Raw genomic sequence first — 21,989 nt, 5'->3', positions numbered from 1 at the left:
CATGGACGTACTCACCGAGAACTTCTCCCTCTACGGCAAGGGCTTCCTCGGCACCGTCGAACTCACGGTCTACGCCTCCCTCCTCGCCCTGGCACTCGGCTTCATCATGGCCTCCTTCCGCGTGGCGCCGGTCGGCTCGCTGCGGGTACTGGGCGCCGTCTGGGTCACCTTGCTGCGCAACACCCCACTGACCCTGCTGTTCTTCGCCGTCCTGCTGGGCCTGCCGCGCTTCGGGCTCGTGCTGCCGTTCCAGCTCTTCTCGGTCCTCGCCCTCGGCTGCTACACCTCGGCCTTCATCTGCGAGGCGCTGCGTTCCGGCATCAACACCGTGCCGCTGGGGCAGGGGGAGGCTGCCCGCAGCCTCGGCATGACGTTCCGTCAGAGCCTGGGCGCGGTCGTGCTGCCGCAGGCGTTCCGCTCCGTCATCCCGCCGATCGGCTCCACGCTCATCGCGCTCGCCAAGAACTCGGCGATCGCCGGGGCGTTCAGCGTCACCGAGCTGCTCGGGACGTACAAGACCCTCAACGAGCTGGGCTACAGCATCATCTGGACCTTCGTCTGGATCGCCGTCGGATACCTGATCATCACCCTGTCCATCAGTGCGCTCTTCAACGCGCTGGAGCAGCGCTGGGGAGTCGCCCGATGACCGCGACGTCCTCCGCGCTCTACGACATCCCCGGCCCCCGGACCCGCAAGCGGCACTTCCTGTACGGCACGCTGTCCACCCTGATCGTCCTCGCGCTGGTCGGCCGGCTGCTGTATCTGCTGTTCGACACCGGACAGTTCACCTCCGCCAAGTGGACTCCCTTCGAGTACGAGGGAATCCAGGAGCTGCTGCTGCGCGGACTGGGCAACACCCTCAAGGCCTTCGCGTACGCCGCCGTGCTCTCGCTCGCGCTCGGCGCGCTCCTCGCGACCGGCAGGCTCTCCGACCACCGTCCGCTGCGCCGGTTGGCGACACTGCTGGTCGAGTTCTTCCGCGCCATGCCCGTACTGGTGATGATTTTCTTCATCTTCGTGGCGCTGAAGGTCCAGCCGCTGCCCGCTCTGGTGGCCGGACTGACGCTGTACAACGGCTCGGTGCTTGCCGAGGTGTTCCGTGCGGGGGTCAACTCCGTGGAAAGGGGGCAGCGGGAGGCGGCGTACTCACTCGGTATGCGAAAGACTCAGGTCATGGCGTACGTCCTGGTACCGCAGGGAGTGCGGGCCATGTTGCCGGCCATCATCAGCCAGTTGGTGGTCGCGCTGAAGGACACCTCGCTCGGCTTTCTGATCACCTATGAGGAGTTCCTCCACGCCGGAAAACTCATCGCGTCCAATCTCGACTACGATTTGCCGTTCATCCCCGTAGTGATGGTGATCTCGCCGATCTACATCGGGATGTGCATGCTGCTCTCCTGGTTCGCCCAGTGGGTGGCCAAGCGGGAGAAGCGCAGTCCCAAGACCGAGGCCGTGGAAGTTGCTCCGGCCGACGTGGGCCGGCTGCTGCCGGGCGTGCGTTAGTGCGTCGGTAGAACAAGGGCACGTGCCTGCCCGGCAGCAGCCGGAGATCACTTGTCGCGCAGTGGGACCGACATGTATGACGGGTCGGACTCGGGCGACGAGAAGGTCAGCTGCGCGCCGGACGGGTTGTGTTCGATGTAGAGCGGGTCGACGGTGTCGACCACCAGGGCCAGCCGGTGGCCTGCCGGGACGTCGTAGGCGGTGGAGAACAGCTCCAGGTCGACGGGGAACGGCTTGCCGGGTGTCCGGCCGTGGAAGGTGTACGGCGCGTTGCTGACCAGCTTGCCGAGGCCGAGCGGGCCCACGTCGTAGAGGTATGCGACGAGGGTGCCGCTCTCCTTGGTACTGGAGAGCGTCGTGTGGACCTTGGCGGTGCCGCGCACGCGCTGCGTATCGGCGTACCGCTCCGACTGCCAGACCGAGGCGTAGGAACGGGGCAGCAGCGGTATGGACGCCATCGGCGGCAGCTTCAGGAACTGGTCGAGGGCGTTGGACAGCAGGACGACCCCGCCGTTGGCACCCGAGTCGACGTTCGCGCGGATGGTCTTGTCGCCGCCCATGGCGATCTTCCGCTGGTTCGCGCCGACCGACTTCCAGTCGGGGTAGCCCTCGTACGCGCCGGTGGAGCGGGACTTGAGCTGCACCGGCTGCTCGCCGTCGATGCCGTTCGCGGCGCCGTTGAGGTGGTGGTCGAACCAGCGCCGGGCGTTGGTCCAGACGTCGTTGGGCAGCCCGAGCAGGCCGGTGGCCTCGGCGGTGGCGTGGTCGCCGGGGCGGAATTCCAGGCGCTTGGGCCCGGTGAGCTTTTCGTAGAAGTCCGCGTACTGGTTGGGCGGGAAGATGGTGTCGCCCCACGCGTTCCCCAGCATGATCGCCGAGCCGTTCTTGTTGATCTGATCGAGGTAGGTGGCGGGGGAGCGCTTCCTCCCCCACTCGATCATTTCCTGCTCCTTGGCGAGGTTGGAGCCGAGGAAGTCCTGCATCGTCTGCTGGAGTTCGGGGCTCGGGCGGCCGGTGAGGTAACCGGCGCCGCTGAGCAGCGCCGCGGCCTGCTGGTGCTGCGTACGACCGCTGTAAATGGAGTCGATGAGGTCGGCCCAGCCGCTCATCGCGACAACTGCCTTGATGCGCTTGTCGTGTCCGGCGGCGAGGAGGCTGATTCCGGCGCCGTACGAGACGCCGGCCATGCCGACCTTCGCCGGGTCGGCCGGGGTGTTGGCGAGTGCCCAGTCGATGACCTTGGAGGCGTCGGCGATGTCCGGCGGGCCGGCGACCTCGATGTTGCCGCCGGACTGCCAGAAGCCGCGGGAGTTGTAACTGACCACGACGTAGCCGGAGTCGGCGAGCTTCTTGGCCTGGGCGACGTACTCGATCTGAGGCATGGCCCAGCTGGTCGGCAGCACGATCACCGGGTAGGTGCGGCTGCCGTCGGCGCCGGCCGGGGTGAAGACGTTGGCTTTGAGTACGGTCCCGCCGTCGCCGGCGATGTCGACGAACCGTACGCCGGGGAGAGCGTCGGTCGCGGCGACGGGCTGCTGCGCGGGGGCAGCGGTGGCCTGTGCTGTGGGAGCCACGCCAGTGGCGGTCCCGGCGAGCAGTACGGCGGCGGTGGCGGCGCCGGCCGTAGTGCCGCGCAGGGACATGTGGGGGTGTCTCACGGGTCACTCCTCACTCGTGTCAGTGCAAAGTGACCCGACGGTAACCTGCGTCACTTACCGTTGGTAACTCCCCGGTAAGTTACGTCGGGGTAACAATTGTTGGACGGCGTGTCAGCCGGTTCGGCCCAGGGCGCTCTTCGTCTGCCAGTCGGCCCAGGAGAGGTTCCACTCGCCGTAGCCGTTGTTGGGCGCGACCGTGCCCTTGGCGTCGTCACCGGTCATCTCGAACGGGTCTCCGACCTGCACGTGGCGGTAGATCCACTCGGCGTCCTTGTCGCTCATGCCGACGCAGCCGGAGCTCTTGTTGGCCTTGCCGAAGTACGCCTTGTTCCAGGGCGCGGCGTGCGCGTACATCCCGGACCAGGTCAGCCGCATCGAGGAGTCGACCATCTTGTCGTAGGCGTCACCGAGGCCCACGGTCTCGGAGCGCATGTTGATCGTGCCCTCCTTGGACATCAGGACGGCCGTACCGCGCCATGAGGCCCTGTCGCCGCCGGGCGTGCCGGCCGACATCGGCACGTCCTTGACCAGCTTTCCGTCACGCATCAGCTTGAGGCGGTGCTTGTCGAGGTCGACCTTGACGATCTGCTGCTCGCCGATGGTGAAGTGCGTGGCGTAGTCGCGTACGAACCAGCCACCGGCGGCGCCCGAGTCGACGCCGTCGAGGTCCGCCTTCAAGGAGACCTTCGTGCCCGGCTTCCAGTACTCCTTGGGGCGCCAGTCGACGCGGTCCTTGCCGGAGTAGTCCCGCATCCAGCCCCAGGAGCCCTCGGTGCCGTTCGAGGTGGACACCTTGAGGCGCTCCTCGACAGCGGCCTTGTTCTTGACCGGGTGGTCGAAGGACACCGACAGGGGCTGGGCGATGCCGACCGTGGTCCTGTGGCCCGGGGTCAGGCTGAGCTTGTTGACCTTGTCGCGGGCTGCAGGGGTGGCGGCGGCCTTCGGGCTGCCGTCGGTCTCGTCCTCGGGGTGCTCCCCGCGGAGGTTCGCCGAGGTCCCGGGGTTCTTTTCGGACAGGGCGGCCGCGTCCGCGCTGCCGGCCCCGCCGGGGGAACAGGCGGTGAGCGCGACGGTGAGCGTCGCGGTGCCGGCCAGCAGGGCGCGGCGACGGTAGCGGGGGCGGTTGGGCGTGGGGCTTGAGCGGCTCACGAGAAATCCTCCGGTGCGATGTCTGTCGTCCCGAAGAGCCGATTGAACAGGGAGTGGTTGCGTGAATGACAGCAAATTCACCCAAATCCGCTGTGACAAATGCCGCAGAGGGGGAGGACCTATGGGCTTGACGGCCCTATACGCGGTCTTGTCGGGACCCTGTGCCTGGGTCAACGTGAGGACCGACACAGCCGTACCTCCCGATCGGAGACGCCGTGGCCCCCTTCGTACTCCCGCACACGCTGCTCGGCGACGGACCCCACCGGGTCATCGCCGTGCACGGCTGGCTTGCCGACCGCAACGCCTACGCCGCCGTGCTGCCGGATCTCGACACCCGCTCCTTCAGCTACGCCGTCGTCGATCTGCGCGGCTACGGCGAGGCCATGGACGCACCGGGGCGGTATACGACGGCCGAGGGCGCGGCGGACGTGCTCACGCTCGCCGACCGGCTCGGCTGGGACTCCTTCTCGCTCGTCGGGCACTCGATGGGCGGCTCGGTCGTCCAGCGTGTCCTGGCCGCCGCGCCGCAGCGGGTGCGGCGCCTGGTCGGCGTATCGCCCGTGCCCGCGAGCGGGCTGCCGATGCCGCCCGAGCAGTGGGAGCTCTTCGCCGGAGCGGCCGACCGTCCCGCGAACCGCCGCATCATCTTCGACTCCACGACCGGCGGGAACCGCCCGGCCGCATGGCTCGACCGCATGGTGCGCCAGTCGGTCCGGCAGAGCGACCCCAAGGCCTTCGGCGCCTGGTTCGAATCCTGGGCCGGTGACGACTTCCACGCCGAGGTCAAGGGCTCCGACGTACCCGCCCTCGCGGTGACCGGGGCCCTGGACCCGGCGCTGAGCGCCGACCTGATGCGCCGGACCTGGCTGAGCTGGTTCCCCCGCGGCGCGCTCACCGAACTGCCGGGCGCCGGTCACTACGCGATGGACGAGACGCCGCTCCAGCTCATCCGTACGGTCGAGGACTTCCTGCGCGCATGAGCGGCGACGTGCCAGATGTGTTCGACCCCCGGCTGTACGGCGCCGGGCTGCCGCACGAGGCCTTCCGGGTGCTGCGCGACCGGCATCCGGTGGCCCGGCAGGAGGAGTACGAGGTGCTGGGCTGGCCGGCCGGGCCCGGCTTCTGGGCGGTGACGCGCCACCGCGACGTCCTGGGCGTACTCAAGGACTCCCGGACGTACTCCTGCGCGCTGGGCGCCACCCAGATCCGCGATCCCGACCCGGCCGACCTGCCCTTCATCCGCCGCATGATGCTCAACCAGGACCCACCCGAGCACGGCCGGCTGCGGCGGCTGGTCAGCCGGGCCTTCACCCCCGGGCGCACCGACCGCTTCGAGGCGTCCGCGCGGGCGAGGGCCGGGGCGCTGCTCGGCGCGGCCAGGAACGCCGGGCCCGTATTCGACCTCGTCACAGCCGTCACCGACGACTACGCCCTGCTCAACCTCGCCGACCTCCTGGGCGTACCGGAGAGCGACCGCGGTCTGCTGCTCAAGTGGACGGAGCGGGTCATCGCTTACCAGGACCCCGAGGAGCCGCCGGTCCTGGGACCCGACGGGAAGCCGGTCAATCCGCGCTCGCCGGCCATGCTCCAGGAGATGTTCGCGTACGCGCAGGAGCTCGCGGCGTACAAGCGAGGCCATCCCGGCGACGACATCATGACCTCGCTCGCGCACTCGGAGCTGCTGGACGCCGAGCTGGAGATGTTCTTCTTCCTGTTGACGGTGGCGGGCAACGACACGGTACGCAGCGCCGCCCCCGGCGGCTTCCTCGCGCTGGCCGGCCACCCGGACCAGCAGCGCGCACTGCACGCCGGCGACGTGCCGCTGTCCACGGCCGTCGAGGAGCTGCTGCGCTGGCACCCACCCGTCCTGACCTTCCGCCGCACGGCGACCATGGACACGGAACTCGCCGGTCAGCGGGTGCGTACGGGCGACAAGGTCGTCGTATTCCACGCCTCGGCCAACTACGACGAGCGGGTCTTCGACACCCCGCACCGCCTCGACCTGTCCCGGTCACCCAATCCGCACGTCTCCTTCGGCGACGGCCCGCACGTGTGCCTCGGCGCGCACTTCGCCCGGCTGCAGCTGCGGGTCCTGCACGAGGAGGCGCTGCGCCTGCCCGCCCTGGAGCTCGCGGGCCCGCCGCGCCGCCTCGTCTCCAACTTCATCAACGGCATCAAGGCCCTGCCCGTGCGGTTCGTGAGCTGATTCGTGCACACTGGCGCCCATGCCTCTGTCGCTGCATCACATCGTCATCGACGCCCATGACTTACCCGGCCTCGCACGCTTCTGGGCGCAGGTCCTGGACTGGCGGATCCTCTCCGAGCGTGAACGAGAGGTGGTCATCGGGACGGACGCGAGCGCTCCGGTCGGCATCTGCTTCATGCCGGTGACCGACGACAAGACGGTCAAGAACCGCCTCCATCTCGACCTGACAGCCGCCGATGCCGGCGACCGGGACGCCGAGATCGCGCGCATCATCGCGCTGGGCGCGCGCAGGGTGGACGTCGGGCAGACGGGCGACGAGTCGTGGACCGTTCTCGCGGACCCGGAGGGGAACGAGTTCTGCGTGGTGCGGCCCAAGAAAACCCTCATCGGCTGACGGGCGCCTGCTCCTCGGCTATCCGACCGCGCGGTGGGAGGGGCGCGGGGCGGCCGGGATCGGTGTCTGAGCGGCGCGGGTCACGTCGGCGATCACTTCCACCACGTCCGGGCCGTACGCCTCGGAGTTGACGACCTTCAGCAGCAGGCAGAAGGATCCGTTGCCGTGCTTGCGGGCCAGCTTCTCGTGGTTGCGGGCGAGATAGCGGGTCGCGGCCTGGTTGGTGATGGCGCGCTGCCCGCAGAAGAGGAACACAGGTCTGGCATCCTGACCGGCTGTCAGACGCGCCAGTAGGACGTATTCGGCCACACCGGGCTCTATGCGGTAGCGCTCGCTGCCTATCTGGAAGCCGCCCCGGTCGGGTCCCGGCTCGACGTCGGTGTTGACCCGGACCCCGGGGAGCAGGCTGTGCAGGTGGGCGGCCATGCGGCGGTTCGACGCCGGGCCGCCGACGCAGAACTCCGTGCGCTCGCCGAAGCCCTGCCGCGCGACGTCGTGGGAGAGGATCTGCGCGTGGGCCCCGCAGTCCTTCACGACGGCGGCGAGTTCGAGGAGCGCGAAGACGTCGAAGCGGTGGACGCCGTCGCCGCCCACCTCGCGGTTCACCACGAGCAGCGACTCGGAGTTCGTGGGCAGCCCGAGAAACGCCTGCTTGCGGCGCAGCTTGCGCCGCCACAAATACGTACGGGTGAGCCAGCCGAGTGAAGCGCTGAGTCCGGCCGCGATCACGCCGAGCACGATGTTGCGTACGTCGTCAGTCATGGGGCGGCATGCTAGCGCCACGGCGCACCGGTGTTCGACGGGGTCCTGACGCGCATGGCGCGGTGAAGTTACGCTGCGCGGACACGTGTTGACTGGAGGTACGCATGCGCCGCTCCACGGTACGAGTGCTGTCGCTTTGGGCCGCTGCGGCGGTGGTGGTCTCGGCGGGAGCCACCGCCCCGTCCGCCGTTCCCGCGACGGCGCCATCCCCACCACCCGTGAAGACACCGGTCGCCGCCGGATACGGGGGAGCGGTCGCGAGCGTCGACGCCGACGCCTCGGCCGCCGGGATCGAGGTCCTGAGGCGGGGTGGCAACGCGGTCGACGCGGCGGTCGCGACGGCGGCCGCACTCGGTGTGACCGAGCCGTACTCGGCGGGCATCGGCGGTGGCGGCTACTTCGTCTACTACGACGCCAAGTCCCGCACCGTACGCACGGTCGACGGCCGTGAGACCGCGCCGCTCAGCGCCGACAAGTCCCTCTTCCTGGAGGACGGCAAGCCCATCCCGTTCGCCGAGGCGATGACGAGCGGGCTCGGCGTCGGTACGCCCGGCACACCGGCCACCTGGGACAGAGTGCTCGGCGAGTGGGGCACCAAACCGCTGCGGACGCTGCTGGACCCGGCGGAGAAGCTCGCGCGCGACGGATTCACGGTCGACTCGACATTCCGCTCGCAGACGGCGGCGAACGAGGCGCGGTTCCGGGACTTCCCCGACACGGCAAAACTGTTCCTGCCGGGTGGGAAGCTGCCGGTGGTGGGGTCGCGGATCAAGAACCCCGATCTGGCGCGTACGTACGACAAGCTGGGCCGCGGCGGGGTGGGGGAGCTGTACCGGGGTGACATCGCCCGTGACATCGTCCGTACGGTTCGCAAGCCTCCGGTCGACCCCGGGGCGACCAGGGTGGTGCGGGCCGGTGATCTGACGGCGAAGGACCTGCGGAAGTACGGCACGCTGGACCAGGCGCCGACGAAGGTCTCGTACCAGGGGCTCGACGTGTACGGCATGGCGCCGTCGTCCTCGGGCGGTACGACGGTGGGGGAGGCGCTCAACATCCTTGAGCGCACCGACCTTTCGACCGATGCGGCCTCGGACGCGCAGTACCTGCACCGCTTGATCGAGGCGAGCCGGATCGCGTTCGCGGACCGGGGGCGGTGGGTCGGGGACCCGGCCTTCGAGGACGTACCGGTGAAGGGGCTGCTGTCGCAGCGGTTCGCGGACTCGCGGGAGTGCCTCATCCGGGACGACGCGGTGCTGAAGAGCCCGCTGGCGCCGGGCGACCCGCGAAAGCCCGGCAGCGGGTGCGGTGCCGGGGGGACGGCTGCTCCGACGACGTACGAGGGCGAGAACACGACGCATCTGACGGCCGCCGACAAGTGGGGCAACGTCGTCGCGTACACGCTGACCATCGAGTCGACGGGCGGCAGCGGCATCACGGTGCCGGGGCGGGGTTTCCTGCTCAACAACGAGCTGACGGACTTCTCCTTCGCCCCCGCCAGTCCGGCGGTCCACGACCCGAACCTGCCGGGGCCCGGCAAGCGTCCGCGCTCGTCCATGTCCCCGACGATCGTGCTGGAGGACGGGCGGCCGCTGCTCGCGCTCGGTTCTCCGGGCGGCGCGACCATCATCACGACGGTGCTCCAGACCCTGACGGGGCACCTGGACCGCGGGCTGCCGCTGGTCGAAGCGATCGCGGCGCCGCGGGCGAGTCAGCGGAACGCGGAGACGACGGAGATTGAACCGGGGCTGTGGAACAGTTCGGTGCGGGCTGAGCTGGAAGCCATTGGCCATGCGTTCAGGCAGAACCCGGAGATCGGTGCGGCGACGGGGGTGCAGCGGCTGCCGGACGGGCGGTGGCTCGCGGCGGCGGAGAAGGTGCGGCGGGGCGGCGGCTCGGCGATGGTGGTGACCCCGAGCGGCGGCGGCACGCGGTAACCCCTGGCGGGGGCCTCTGGGGCCGCTGCCCCAGGCCCGCTCCCCAAACGCCGGAGGGGCTGGATCGTGCCGCGGTGCGCCAACCTTTCAGCCCGTCCGGCGATTGAGGACACGCCCGGAGGGCGTCCGGGGGCCGCACGTCACAGCCGCGTCAGCACGCGCGGCCCCGCATCCGTGATCGCCACCGTGTGCTCCGCGTGGGCGGCCCGGCTGCCGTCGGACGTGCGCAGCGTCCATCCGTCCGGGGCCGGACAGAACGCGTCCCGCCCTCCACCGATCAGCATCGGCTCAATCGCCAGCACCATGCCGTGCCGCAGCACCAGCCCGCGCCCGGCCCGCCCCTCGTTCGGCACCTCGGGGCCCTCGTGCATCGTGCGGCCCACGCCGTGGCCGCCGAAGCCCTGCGGGATGCCGTACCCCGCCGACCGGCAGACGCGGCCGATCGCGTGGGCGATGTCGCCGATGCGATTGCCGGGGACGGCGGCCGCGATGCCCGCGTCCAGCGCCTCGCGGGCGGTATCGGCCAGGCGTACGTCGTCGGGGCGGGCCGTTCCGACGCTGAAGGTGACGGCCGAGTCGCCGACCCAGCCGTCGAGCGTCGCGCCGCAGTCGATGCTGACGAGGTCGCCGTCGCGCAGGCGGTAGCCGGTCGGGATGCCGTGCACGATCGCGTCGTTGACGGAGGTGCAGATGACGGCGGGGAAGGGAACGGGCGCCCAGTCCGGGTGGTAGTTCAGGAAGGGCGACGACGCCCCGGCCTCCCGCAGAACCGCCCGCGCCGCCTCGTCCAGCTCGCGCAGACTGACGCCGATGCCGGCCGCCTCCTGCACAGCGGTGAGCGCCTGGGCGACCACCCGCCCCGCCTCGCGCATCGCGTCCACCGAAGAATCCGTCTTGATCTCAACCATGCCAATTACTATACCGGTCCGAGCGGTATTAGAATGACGGTATGGTACGTACCCCCCTCACCCCAGAAGAACGCGAACGCGGCGAACGCCTCGGGCAGTTGCTTCGCCAGGCGCGCGGCGACCGCACCATGGTGGACGTCGCGGCCCACGCCGGCCTCTCCGCCGAAACCCTCCGCAAAATCGAGACGGGCCGCGCGCCGACTCCCGCTTTCTTCACCGTGGCGGCACTGGCGGGCGTGCTCGGCCTGTCCATGGACGACGTTGCGGCCCGCTGCGCCCTGGTCCCCGCGTGACCCGCACGCCCCGGCGCGCCTCCCGGGCCGCCGTACTCGACCCCTGGGAGCTCCGGGAGGGTTCGTGACGACCCCGCCTGTCCCGCCCCTCCTGCCCGAGCCGGCGGAGGCGGGTGAGGCTTACGACGTAGTCGTAGTCTCGGAGGCATGACTTCCGACCAGGATTCGCTCGCCGTGCTCGGCCGCAGCCCGTACGTCAGCCTGACCACCTTCCGCAAGAACGGCACGGGGGTCGCCACACCGGTGTGGGCCGCCTCCGACGGCACCGAACTGTACGTATGGACCAAGGCCGATTCCTGGAAGGTCAGGCGGATCCGGAACGACAAGCGGGTGGTCGTGACGGCGTGCGACGTGCGCGGACGCGTCACGGACGGCGCGCCGTCCGCCGAGGGCACGGCGCGGCTGCTGGACGCGGACGGCCTGCGCAAGGCGCGCAAGCTCCTCGCGCGCAAGTACACCTGGCAGTTCTGGTTCACCGACGTGCCCGCCGCGATCGTCCGGCTCGGCAAGCGGCCGCACGTCGGTATCGCCATCACTCTCTGATCGCAGGGTATGAGCAGGCTGCCACGTCGACGAAAGCTCCCTGTAGCCGTGCCGTAACACAGCTGCGGTCGAATGCCTGGCGGACCGGATGGTTCCAGGGCGTCGATGACAGCTGGGCAGAGGCGGGGCGGTATGACGGTGAGTCAACTCCCGGAGGAGGCCGAGGTGTTCGCGCGCTACCTGCGCGAACTGACGGCGCTGGTCGACACGGGCGCCGGCTGGTGCGGCGTCTTCTGGCAGCGTGACCCCGACGGCATGCGGGCCTGCCTCGACGGCACCGAACTCCCGCCGTGGGACGTACTGGAGGCCCTGCTCCAGGACCTGGCCGCCGGGCACGGCGCGCCGGCCGCCGAGCGTGAGACCGTACGCGCGCGATCCCTGCACGAGGCCGCGGCCGCCGCGCGCGACCGGCGGGCGGGCGGGCGGGAGACGCTGGTGGAGCGGCTCGGGGCGATGCGGCGCGAGGAGGCGTACGCCGCCGAACGCGAGCGGGAGCTGACCGCGCGGCTGCGGGCTTCGACGGACGGATCCGAGTGGCAGGGGCTCGACGTCGAGCTGGCCTGGGCGCGAGACGATCACGAACGGGCCACGGCCCGCTGCGCGGAGCTGAGCGCGCGCCTGTCGGCCCTGGACGCGTTGTCCCGGCCGTCCCAGGGACGGCCCCCGGCCCCGGACTCGTGGTTCCGCGCGGAGGCGCCGGTGGAGGCTCCTCAGGCGCCGGAGGGGCTGGACAGTGCCCCTGAGTGGGCACATTCAGCCCGTCCGGCGTTTGAGGACACGGCCGGCGGGCGTCCCGGGATCCGGCAGCCCAAGCGGCGGCCCCGCGGGGCCCGTTACGCCGGGCTCGATGATGACGACGGCAGTGGTGTGTTCGGCGCAGCCGCCATGCCCGCGCCTCCCGTACAGGCCGCCGCTCCCCGGGGAGCCAGGTACGCCGGAGTCGAGGAGGCGGCGCCTGCGCCCGCCGCAGTGGATTCCGCCGCCGTCGCCCAAGACACCCGCGCCGTCGCCGAAACCGTCGCCGTGCTCGTACAGCTGCGTTCCCAGGGGCGTTCCGGCGAGGCGCACGTGCTGCTCTGTGAGGCCGCCGGGTGGCCCGCCGCGCGGCTGCCCGTGCTCGCCCGGGCCCTGCACAGCGCCGGGCTCGGCGCCGACTGGCCCACCCTCCTCTGGGAGACGGCCTCACTGCCGCCCGACCGGGTCGCCGCCGTCGCCGCGGCGCTCGACCGCGCGGGGCTGGGCGAGGACGGCCGGCAGCTCCTGCGGCAGGGCGTCGCACGCCCCGCCCCCGAAATCGCGGCCGCGCTGCTCGCCCTGGACGACGAGAGCGGCCACGAGCACGAAGTGCGGGCGCTGGTCGACGCGTTCGTACGCGTACGTACGCCCGAGGACGTCGCCCAGGTCGCGCGCACCGACCCGCGCCGCCTCTCCGCACTGCTGCTCGACGCCGCGCGACAGGTGTCGCAGAGCCGGTACCGGGACGTGGTCCACGCCCTGCGCGTGGCCGGCGCCGCGCCGTAACCGCCACAAGGCGCGTGAACATCCCGACGCCCCCGTGTCACCCCCTCGGGTGTGAAACGTGATCGACTCCGCGGGTTGACGACGATGGTCTTGCCCCACTCCCCGCCGGGGCTTACGTTCATCCCTCTACGTCCCGAATCTACGGGCGTAGAAGGTCTCTGACGTCCCGTTGAAGGAGACAAGTCATGGCCAACGTCGTACGCGCCGCACTCGTCCAGGCGACCTGGACAGGCGACACCGAATCCATGATCGCCAAGCATGAGGAGCACGCCCGCGAGGCGGCCCGGCAAGGCGCGAAGATCATAGGGTTCCAGGAGGTCTTCAACGCCCCGTACTTCTGCCAGGTGCAGGACGCCGAGCACTACCGGTGGGCCGAGTCCGTCCCCGACGGGCCGACCGTCCGCCGTATGCAGGACCTCGCCCGCGAGACCGGCATGGTCATCGTCGTCCCGGTCTTCGAGCGCGAGCAGTCCGGCTTCTACTACAACACCGCCGCCGTGATCGACGCCGACGGCAGCTACCTGGGCAAGTACCGCAAGCACCACATCCCCCAGGTCAAGGGCTTCTGGGAGAAGTTCTACTTCAAGCCGGGAAACCTGGGCTGGCCCGTCTTCGACACGGCGGTGGGCAAGGTGGGGGTCTACATCTGTTACGACCGCCACTTCCCCGAAGGGTGGCGCCAACTCGGCCTCAACGGTGCCCAGATCGTGTACAACCCGTCCGCCACCCACCGCGGCCTGTCCGCCCACCTCTGGCAGCTGGAGCAGCCCGCGGCCGCCGTCGCCAACGAGTACTACGTCGCCGCCATCAACCGGGTCGGCCAGGAGGAGTACGGCGACAACGACTTCTACGGCACCAGCTACTTCGTCGACCCGCGCGGCAAGTTCGTCGGCGAGACGGCGAGCGACAAGGAAGAGGAACTCGTCGTCCGGGACCTGGACTTCGACGTCATCGAGGAAGTGCGCCAACAGTGGGCGTTCTACCGGGACCGCCGACCCGACGCGTACGAAGGACTGGTGAACCCGTGACCCACCACGTGAACAACCTGCTCGGCCGCCACCAGTCCGTCATGCCCGATTGGCTCTCCCTCTACTACCGCCGGCCGATCGAGATCACCCACGGCGAGGGCCGGTACGTATACGACGCCGACGGCAAGCGCTACCTCGACTTCTTCGGCGGCATCCTCACCACCATGACCGCCCACGCGCTCCCCGAGGTCGCCAAGGCCGTCAGCGAGCAGGCCGGCCGCCTGATCCACTCCTCGACGCTCTACCTCAACCGCCCCATGGTCGAGCTCGCCGAGCGCGTCGCCACCCTCTCCGGCATCCCCGAGGCGCGGGTCTTCTTCACCACCTCCGGCACCGAGGCAAACGACACGGCGCTGCTCCTCGCCACGACGTACCGCCGCTCGAACCAGATCCTGGCGATGCGCAACAGCTACCACGGCCGGTCCTTCTCCGCCGTGTCCATCACCGGCAACCGCAACTGGTCCCCGACCAGCCTGTCCCCGCTCCAGACGCTGTACGTCCACGGGGGCGTCCGCAGTCGCGGACCGTACGCGCAGCTCTCCGACGCGCAGTTCATCGAGGCGTGCGTCGCCGACCTCGAAGACGTCCTGGGGCAGGCCGGCGGCCAGGTCGCCGCGCTCATCGCCGAACCCGTGCAGGGAGTGGGCGGGTTCACTTCCCCGCCCGACGGGCTGTACGCCGCGTTCCGCGAAGTCCTCGACCGGCACGGCATCCTGTGGATCACCGACGAGGTGCAGACCGGATGGGGGCGTACGGGCGAACACTTCTGGGGCTGGCAGGCCCACGCCCAGAACGGGCCGCCCGACATCCTCACCTTCGCCAAGGGCATCGGCAACGGCATGTCCATCGGCGGCGTCGTCGCCCGCGCCGAGGTCATGAACTGCCTCGACGCCAACTCCATCTCGACGTTCGGCGGCAGCCCCATCACGATGGCAGCAGGCCTGGCCAACCTGAACTACCTCCTGGAACACCACCTCCAGGACAACGCCCGACGCGTCGGCGGCCTGCTCCTGGAACGGCTGCGCGCCATCACCGCCGGGGTGCCGTGCGTACGCGAAGTGCGGGGCCGGGGCCTGATGGCGGGCATCGAGCTGGTCAAGCCCGGCACCGACGAGGCCGCGCCGGAGACGGCGGCGGCCGTGCTCGAAGCCGCGCGCGAGGGCGGCCTGCTGATCGGCAAGGGCGGCGGCCACAACACCGCCGTACTGCGCATCGCCCCGCCCCTGACGCTGAATGTCACGGAGGCGGAGGAGGGCGCGCGCATCCTCGAAAAGGCGCTGAGGAACGCTCAGTGAGCCGCGGAGCCGCCTCCCGGAGGCGGCTCCGCCCTCCGTTCCCGCCAGTTGTGGTCTACGACTCTTTTTGGCCACCTGTGTGCAACCTATGGGCCACCTCACATGTCTTCAGCCAGAGGCTGCGACCATATCTGAGCAGCTCATTTCTCTCAGTGATGAGATCAGCACAAGGAGTAGCACTTTTATGTCGGCCACCGATGGCTCCGGCGCTCCCGCTCCCCGGTTCAGCATTGTCATACCCGTGTACAAGGTCCGCGGATATCTGCGCGAATGCCTGGACTCGGTCCTGGCCCAGACGTTCGGGGACTTCGAGGTGCTCGCCGTCGACGACCGCTCACCCGACGAATGCGGTGCGATTCTCGACGAGTACGCCGCGCGCGACGACCGGATCATCGCGATACACCGGGAAGTCAACGGTGGCATAGGCCAGGCCCGCAACACCGGCGTGGAGCGGGCCACCGGCACCTACCTGCTGTTCCTCGACAGCGACGACACCTTCACCCCGGACGCCCTGGAGAACATGGCGCGCCGTCTGGACGAGGCCGACGACCCCGAGATCCTGCTCTTCGACCATGTGCGTACGTACTGGTGGGACAAGCGGCAGGCCAGCGCGAGCACCGAACTGCTCGCCGAGGCGGGCGACGAGGTGTTCAGCCCCGCCGACCGCACCGAATTCCTCAAGATGTTCGCCGTCGTCTGGAATCGCGCGTTCCGCCGCGACTTCTATCTCGAGGGCGGCTTCACCTACACCGACGGCCTCTACGAGGATGCGCTGATGGTCTACACGACCATGCTCAGCGCCGAGCGCGTCGCCTGCCTGAACCACGTCTGCGTCGAGTACCGCCAGCGTCGCCAGGGCAGCTCCATGGTGACGCCGGGCCGCAAGCACTTCACCATATTCGAGCAGTACCAGCGGCTCTTCGACTTCCTGGCCACCAGACCCCACCTCGACCCGCTGCGCCCCTTCCTCTTCGAGCGCATGGTGAGCCACTTCCTCTTCACCTTCGCCCGCTCCAGCCGTGTCGTACCGGCAGACCGGGCCGAGTACTTCCGCGCCGCCTCCGCGATGTACCGCGAGCACCTGCCGGCCGGCTACGAGCCGCCCGCCGGGCTGATGGGCTCGAAGTTCCAGGCGCTCGGCCGCGGTTCGTACTCCTCCTTCCAGGCGCTCAAGCTGGTCAACCAGACGCGGGTCAGCGTGCGGAGCAAGCTGAAGAAGGCCAGGACGACGGTGGGCAAGCGAGCGCTGACCAGCCTCTACCAGATGCACTCCAAGCGGCCGCTGGATCCCAGGCTGGCCGTCTACGCCGCGTACTGGAACCGGGGCGTGGCGTGCAACCCCGGCGCCATCTTCCGCAAGGCCGAGGAACTCGCCCCCGACATCCGCGGCGTGTGGGTGGTCCGCAGGGGGCTCGAGGACACCGTGCCGGCCGGCGTGGACTACGTGGTGCCGGGATCGCCCCGCTACTGGGAGGTCATGGCCCGCGCGACGTACTTCGTCAACAACGTCAACTACCCCGACGACATCGTCAAGCGGCCCGGCCAGATCCACATCCAGACCCACCACGGCACCCCGCTCAAGCGCATGGGCATCGAGCAGCAGCGCTACCCGGCCGCCGCCAAGGGCATGAGCTTTCGCAAGCTGCTCCAGCGCGCCGACCGCTGGGACTACAGCGTCTCCTCCAACCAGCACTCCTCGGAGAGCTGGGAGCGGGTCTACCCCTGCACCTTCGAGTCGCTCGACGCCGGATACCCGCGCAACGACGTGTACTTCAGCGCCACCGCCGAGGACGTCCTCGCCGCCCGGGAAAGGCTGGGCATCGCTCCGGGGAAGACCGCCGTGCTGTACGCCCCCACGGTCCGCGACTACCAGGCCGGCTTCGTCCCGCGCATGGACCTGGAGAAGGTCACCCGCGGCCTGGGCCCCGACGCCGTCCTGATGGTCCGTACGCACTATTTCTACGGTCAGGACCCCGCCCTGCAGCGGCTGCACGAGCAGGGCGCGCTGCTCGACGTGTCGAAGTATCCCGTCGTCGAGGAACTCTGCCTGGCCGCCGACGCGCTCATCACGGACTACTCGTCGATCATGTTCGACTACGCCTGCCTGGACCGGCCGATCATCACGTACGCCGACGACTGGGAGGTGTACGTGAAGTCCCGCGGAGTCACCTTCGACCTCTTCTCCGGCAAGCCGGGCGAGACCCCGGGCGTGCTCGCCACCACGGAGGACGAGCTGATCGAGGCCTTCCACAGCGGCGACTGGGACAGCGAGCGGACTGCGGCCCTGCGCGCGGCCTTCCGTGAGCGCTTCGTTCAGTACGACGACGGCAACGCGGCGGAGCGCGTGGTGCGCCGCGTCTTCCTGGGCCAGGAAATGACGCACGCACCGCAGCCGCTGGCGCTGCGCACCCCGGCCCCGTCGCCGGGCAAGGCCGCGGCGGTGCCGACGGCGGTCTGAGGGGCGCGCCGCGGGTCCGGGTTCTGTGCGGGCCGGTACGGCCGACAGGGCCCGGACGGCGGAGCGGCGGTGCCCGGACGGCGGGGTGACAGGGCGACACATTCGTCACAGGTGATTAACAGCCACGGTATTGCCACGGTGGGTGACATGCTTCTACGGTCTCCTGCACACGCGGTTCTACGGGTGTAGACCGAGAACGGTGCATGTTCGACTGGCGGCGGGTCACCCGGCTGCGCGGGCGTCCGGTCCTGCTGCTCGGGAAGGGGCAGGAATCGTGAACCGTACTGTTGTCCGTGGAGGGCTCGTCATCACGGCCTCCGACGAAATCCACGCCGACGTCCTGATCGAGGACGGGCGCATCGCCGCCCTCGCCTCGCACGGCAGCAGCGCGGCCGGTGCCTGGACGGCCGACCGTACGATCGACGCCACCGGGAAGTACGTCATCCCGGGCGGCGTCGACGCGCACACCCACATGGAACTGCCCTTCGGCGGCACCTTCGCCTCCGACACCTTCGAGACGGGGACGCGGGCGGCCGCCTGGGGCGGCACCACGACCATCATCGACTTCGCCGTGCAGAGCGTCGGACACGCCGTACGGGAAGGGCTGGATGCCTGGTACGCGAAGGCCGACGGCAAGTGCGCGATCGACTACGCCTTCCACATGATCCTCTCCGACGTCAACGAGCACTCGCTCAAGGAGATGGACCTGCTGGTGGGGGAGGGAATCACCTCCTTCAAGCTGTTCATGGCGTACCCCGGCGTTTTCTACAGCGACGACGGGCAGATCCTGCGCGCGATGCAGCGGTCGGCGGCCAACGGCGGGCTGATCATGATGCACGCCGAGAACGGCATCGCCATCGACGTCCTCGTCGAGCAGGCGCTGGCCGACGGCCGCACCGACCCGCGCCACCACGGAGAGGTACGCAAGGTCCTCCTCGAAGCCGAGGCGACCCACCGCGCGATCCAGCTCGCACGCGTCGCGGACGCCCCGCTGTACGTCGTGCACGTATCGGCGGAAGAGGCCGTCGCCGAGATCGCCGCAGCCCGCGACAAGGGGCTCAACGTCTTCGGCGAAACCTGCCCCCAGTACCTCTTCCTGTCCACCGACAACCTCGCGGAGCCCAACTTCGAGGGCGCGAAGTACGTGTGCAGTACGCCGCTGCGGCCGCGCGAGCACCAGGCCGCCCTCTGGCGGGGCCTGCGGACCAACGACCTCCAGGTGGTCTCGACGGACCACTGTCCCTTCTGCTTCACGGGGCAGAAAGAACTGGGCCGGGGCGACTTCTCGAAAATCCCCAACGGGCTGCCCGGCGTGGAGAACCGCATGGACCTCCTCCACCAGGCCGTCGTCGACGGGCACATCTCGCGCCGCCGCTGGATCGAGATCGCGTGCGCGTCCCCGGCCCGCATGTTCGGCCTCTATCCGAAGAAGGGGGCGATCGCGCCGGGCGCCGACGCCGACATCGTCATCTACGACCCGCACGCCGAGCAGACCATCTCGGCGGACACCCACCACATGAACGTCGACTACTCGGCCTACGAAGGAAAGCGAATCACCGGCCAGGTGGAGACGGTGCTCTCGCGCGGCGAACTCGTCATCGACAACCGTGAGTTCACCGGCCGGGCGGGACACGGCCTCTACACGCCCCGATCCACGTGTCAGAACCTGAACTAGGAGGTCCGCCCATGGACTTCGGACTCGTCCTGCAGACCGACCCGCCCGCATCGGCGGTCGTCGGCCTGATGCGGCGCGCGGAGCGCAACGGCTTCCGCTACGGCTGGACCTTCGACTCCGCCGTGCTGTGGCAGGAACCCTTCGTCATCTACAGCCGCATCCTCGAACACACCGAACGCCTCATCGTCGGACCGATGGTGACCAACCCCGGCACCCGCACCTGGGAAGTCACCGCCTCCACCTTCGCCACCCTCAACGAGATGTACGGCAACAGAACCGTGTGCGGCATCGGCCGCGGCGACTCCGCGATGCGCGTCGCGGGCCGCAAGCCCAACACCCTGGCCCGGCTCGGCGAGGCGATCGGCGTCATCCGTGACCTCGCCGAAGGGCGGGAGGCGGACGTGGGCGGGCAGCGGCTGCGGCTGCCGTGGGTGCGGGACGGCAAGCTGCCGGTGTGGATGGCGGCGTACGGGCCGAAGGCGCTGGAACTGGCCGGACAGAAGGCGGACGGCTTCATCCTCCAGCTCGCGGACCCGTTCCTGACGGAGTGGATGGTCAAGGCGGTACGCACCGCCGCGTCGGACGCGGGACGGGACCCGGCGTCGATCACCATCTGCGTCGCTGCTCCGGCGTACGTCGGTGACAACCTCACCCACGCGCGGGACCAGTGCCGGTGGTTCGGCGGCATGGTCGGCAACCATGTCGCCGATCTGGTCGAGCGGTACGGCGAACACTCCGGGCTGGTGCCGGAGGCCCTGACGGCGTACATCAAACAGCGCCAGGGCTACGACTACAGCCATCACGGGCGGGCCGGGAACCCGGACACCGCCTTCGTGCCCGACGAGATCGTCGACCGCTTCTGCCTGCTGGGGCCGCCCGAGGCGCACATTGAGAAGCTCAAGGTGCTGCGAGGGCTCGGCGTCGACCAGTTCGCGGTCTACGACATGCACGACGCGCGTGAGGAAACGATCGACGCGTACGGCGCCGAGATCATCCCCGCACTGACTTCCTGAGCCTGAGTCTGAGCCTGATCTGAGTCTGAACGTGAGCCCGAGTCACCAGCGAAGGGTCCCGCCGCCATGACCGCAACCGTTCCCACGGATCCCCCGCCCCCACCCCCAATATCCGACTCGTCCGACCCCGAGGGCCGCGTCGAGCTCGCGCCCGGCGCGGCCGGCTCCGACAGCCGCTTCGTCAACGACGACCTGCTCCCCGTACCGGTGGAAAGCAGGCGCTGGACGACGTACAACTTCGCGGCCCTGTGGGTCGGCATGGCCCACAACATCCCCTCCTGGCTGCTCGCTTCGGGACTTGTCACGCTCGGCATGGACTGGAAGCAGGCCGTCTTCACGATCGCCCTGGCCAACGTCATCGTGCTCTTCCCGATGCTGCTCACCGGCCACGCGGGCCCGAAGTACGGCATCCCCTTCCCGGTCCTCGCGCGCGCCTCCTTCGGGCTGCGCGGGGCCAACCTGCCCGCGCTGATCCGGGCCGGGGTCGCCTGCGCCTGGTTCGGCATCCAGACCTGGATCGGCGGATCCGGCATCTTCGTGCTGCTCGGCAAGATCTTCGGGGGCTGGGCGGAGGCGTCGCGGATCGCCGGGCATCCGTGGACGCTGTGGCTGTGCTTCGTCCTCTTCTGGGCGCTCGAACTTGCCATCATCTACCGGGGGATGGAGACCCTGCGGCGCTTCGAGAACTGGGCGGCGCCCTTCGTCATCGTCGGCGCGCTGGTCCTGCTCGGGTGGATCACCTGGAAGGCGGGCGGGCTGGGCCCGTTGCTCGACCAGCCGTCGTCGCTGGGCTGGGGCGAGGACTTCTGGAAGGTCTTCTTCCCGTCGCTGATGGGAATGATCGCGTTCTGGTCCACTCTTTCGTTGAACATCCCCGACTTCACGCGCTTCGGCGCGGGTCAACGGGCGCAGATCTGGGGCCAGTCGCTGGGCCTGCCGACCACGATGACGCTCTTCGCCCTCCTCTCGGTCTTCGTCACCTCCGGCTCGCAGGCGGTCTACGGGGCGGCGATCTGGGACCCGGTGGCTCTCGCCGCCAAGACGGACAACGTGTTCGGTCTGCTCTTCGCGCTCGTGACCGTGCTCATCGCGACGATCTCGGTCAACATCGCGGCGAATGTCGTGTCGCCGGCGTACGACCTGGCCAACCTTGCCCCGAAGTTCATCAACTTCCGTACCGGCGCGCTCATTACGGGCGTTGTGGGCGTCGTCATCATGCCGTGGAAGCTCACGGCCACGCCGGAGCTGTACATCTTCACCTGGCTCGGCCTGGTGGGCGGGCTGCTGGGTACGGTCGCGGGGATCTTGATCGCCGATTACTGGATCGTCCGCCGCACTGTCCTGGACCTGGCCGACCTCTACCGTCCCGGCGGCCGCTACTGGTACGCGAACGGCTGGAACTGGCGGGCGCTGGCCGCCTTTGCCACTGGCGGGGTGCTGGCCGTCGGCGGCTCGCATTCCGCCCCCGGGAAGGGCCCTTTCCCGGAGAACGGCCTGATCCCCTTCCTCAGGCCGCTGGCGGACTACGGGTGGGCGGTGGGGCTGGCGGCCTCGTTCTTGCTGTACGTCGCGCTCATGACCATGGCGAGGCCGCAGGGGGCGGATGCTCCCCCGGCCCACCGCTCCTCGGCCTAGAAGGCTCGTGAAGA

The 21,989-nt window shown here is 69.7% G+C and carries 19 protein-coding genes; 15 read left to right on the top strand and 4 right to left on the bottom strand.

Annotation, left to right across the window (positions count from 1 at the left end):
• Position 1 precedes the first annotated feature (1 nt).
• Positions 2-646, top strand: a complete 645-nt coding sequence (locus tag J7E89_RS04035) for an amino acid ABC transporter permease (protein ID WP_214968408.1) — start codon at positions 2-4, stop codon at positions 644-646.
• Positions 643-1,503 (top strand): amino acid ABC transporter permease, encoded by an 861-nt coding sequence (locus tag J7E89_RS04030; protein WP_214968406.1) that lies wholly within the window; start codon positions 643-645, stop codon positions 1,501-1,503. The genes J7E89_RS04035 and J7E89_RS04030 overlap by 4 nt, the downstream gene beginning before the upstream one ends.
• Positions 1,504-1,550: 47 nt before the next feature.
• On the opposite strand, the gene J7E89_RS04025 is transcribed toward J7E89_RS04030, so the two are convergent.
• On the bottom strand, positions 1,551-3,146 hold the full coding sequence (locus tag J7E89_RS04025) for a CocE/NonD family hydrolase (RefSeq protein WP_214968433.1): 1,596 nt from the start codon (positions 3,144-3,146) through the stop codon (positions 1,551-1,553).
• A gap of 126 nt (positions 3,147-3,272) precedes the next feature.
• On the bottom strand, positions 3,273-4,310 hold the full coding sequence (locus J7E89_RS04020; protein ID WP_374196780.1) for an Ig-like domain-containing protein: 1,038 nt from the start codon (positions 4,308-4,310) through the stop codon (positions 3,273-3,275).
• 215 nt (positions 4,311-4,525) lie between these two features.
• Here J7E89_RS04020 and J7E89_RS04015 point away from each other — a divergent pair, with 215 nt between their 5' ends.
• From J7E89_RS04015 to J7E89_RS04005, 3 genes are read left to right on the top strand one after another with little or no spacing between them, the layout of a single operon-like run.
• Positions 4,526-5,290 carry an alpha/beta fold hydrolase gene (locus J7E89_RS04015; protein ID WP_214968404.1) on the top strand — a complete coding sequence of 255 codons (765 nt, stop codon included), beginning with the start codon at positions 4,526-4,528 and terminating at the stop codon, positions 5,288-5,290.
• The gene (locus tag J7E89_RS04010; RefSeq protein WP_214968402.1) at positions 5,287-6,516 is read left to right on the top strand and encodes a cytochrome P450; all 1,230 of its coding nucleotides are present in this window, start codon (positions 5,287-5,289) and stop codon (positions 6,514-6,516) included. Before J7E89_RS04015 ends, J7E89_RS04010 begins: the two co-directional genes overlap by 4 nt.
• Positions 6,517-6,535: 19 nt before the next feature.
• Entirely contained in the window at positions 6,536-6,910 is a 375-nt protein-coding gene (locus J7E89_RS04005; protein WP_214968399.1) for a VOC family protein, read from the top strand.
• A gap of 18 nt (positions 6,911-6,928) precedes the next feature.
• Here J7E89_RS04005 and J7E89_RS04000 read toward each other — a convergent pair whose 3' ends face one another.
• Positions 6,929-7,672, bottom strand: coding sequence for a hypothetical protein (locus J7E89_RS04000; RefSeq protein ID WP_214968397.1), 744 nt, complete (start codon positions 7,670-7,672; stop codon positions 6,929-6,931).
• A 104-nt stretch (positions 7,673-7,776) separates the two neighbouring features.
• Between J7E89_RS04000 and ggt the strand changes: the two genes are divergently transcribed.
• Positions 7,777-9,606, top strand: a complete 1,830-nt coding sequence (gene ggt / locus J7E89_RS03995) for a gamma-glutamyltransferase (RefSeq protein ID WP_214968394.1) — start codon at positions 7,777-7,779, stop codon at positions 9,604-9,606.
• A gap of 140 nt (positions 9,607-9,746) precedes the next feature.
• On the opposite strand, the gene map is transcribed toward ggt, so the two are convergent.
• Positions 9,747-10,514: a type I methionyl aminopeptidase gene (gene map, locus J7E89_RS03990; protein WP_214968392.1), complete on the bottom strand. Its 768-nt coding sequence runs from the start codon at positions 10,512-10,514 to the stop codon at positions 9,747-9,749.
• A 41-nt stretch (positions 10,515-10,555) separates the two neighbouring features.
• Here map and J7E89_RS03985 point away from each other — a divergent pair, with 41 nt between their 5' ends.
• The 9 genes from J7E89_RS03985 to J7E89_RS03945 all read left to right on the top strand — a co-directional run bounded on the left by J7E89_RS03985 (position 10,556) and on the right by J7E89_RS03945 (position 21,975).
• On the top strand, positions 10,556-10,807 hold the full coding sequence (locus J7E89_RS03985) for a helix-turn-helix domain-containing protein (RefSeq protein ID WP_214968390.1): 252 nt from the start codon (positions 10,556-10,558) through the stop codon (positions 10,805-10,807).
• 147 nt (positions 10,808-10,954) lie between these two features.
• Positions 10,955-11,350, top strand: coding sequence for a PPOX class F420-dependent oxidoreductase (locus tag J7E89_RS03980; RefSeq protein WP_214968387.1), 396 nt, complete (start codon positions 10,955-10,957; stop codon positions 11,348-11,350).
• Positions 11,351-11,482: 132 nt separating this feature from the next.
• Positions 11,483-12,871, top strand: coding sequence for a hypothetical protein (locus J7E89_RS03975; RefSeq protein ID WP_214968385.1), 1,389 nt, complete (start codon positions 11,483-11,485; stop codon positions 12,869-12,871).
• A 185-nt stretch (positions 12,872-13,056) separates the two neighbouring features.
• Positions 13,057-13,899: a nitrilase-related carbon-nitrogen hydrolase gene (locus tag J7E89_RS03970; RefSeq protein WP_214968383.1), complete on the top strand. Its 843-nt coding sequence runs from the start codon at positions 13,057-13,059 to the stop codon at positions 13,897-13,899.
• A 41-nt stretch (positions 13,900-13,940) separates the two neighbouring features.
• The gene (locus tag J7E89_RS03965) at positions 13,941-15,194 is read left to right on the top strand and encodes an aspartate aminotransferase family protein (RefSeq protein WP_251060081.1); all 1,254 of its coding nucleotides are present in this window, start codon (positions 13,941-13,943) and stop codon (positions 15,192-15,194) included.
• A 184-nt stretch (positions 15,195-15,378) separates the two neighbouring features.
• Positions 15,379-17,652 carry a bifunctional glycosyltransferase family 2 protein/CDP-glycerol:glycerophosphate glycerophosphotransferase gene (locus J7E89_RS03960; protein ID WP_214968381.1) on the top strand — a complete coding sequence of 758 codons (2,274 nt, stop codon included), beginning with the start codon at positions 15,379-15,381 and terminating at the stop codon, positions 17,650-17,652.
• 271 nt (positions 17,653-17,923) lie between these two features.
• Positions 17,924-19,327: a dihydropyrimidinase gene (gene hydA, locus J7E89_RS03955; RefSeq protein ID WP_214968427.1), complete on the top strand. Its 1,404-nt coding sequence runs from the start codon at positions 17,924-17,926 to the stop codon at positions 19,325-19,327.
• Between the two features lie 11 nt (positions 19,328-19,338).
• The gene (locus J7E89_RS03950) at positions 19,339-20,340 is read left to right on the top strand and encodes a TIGR03842 family LLM class F420-dependent oxidoreductase (RefSeq protein ID WP_214968379.1); all 1,002 of its coding nucleotides are present in this window, start codon (positions 19,339-19,341) and stop codon (positions 20,338-20,340) included.
• Positions 20,341-20,406: 66 nt separating this feature from the next.
• The gene (locus tag J7E89_RS03945; protein WP_214968377.1) at positions 20,407-21,975 is read left to right on the top strand and encodes an NCS1 family nucleobase:cation symporter-1; all 1,569 of its coding nucleotides are present in this window, start codon (positions 20,407-20,409) and stop codon (positions 21,973-21,975) included.
• Positions 21,976-21,989 lie beyond the last annotated feature (14 nt).

The organism is Streptomyces sp. ISL-100 (assembly GCF_018614615.1).
Lineage (GTDB): Bacteria > Actinomycetota > Actinomycetes > Streptomycetales > Streptomycetaceae > Streptomyces.
The sequence above is the reverse complement of the archived record's forward strand: the minus strand, read 5'-3'. Positions and strand labels throughout refer to the sequence as shown.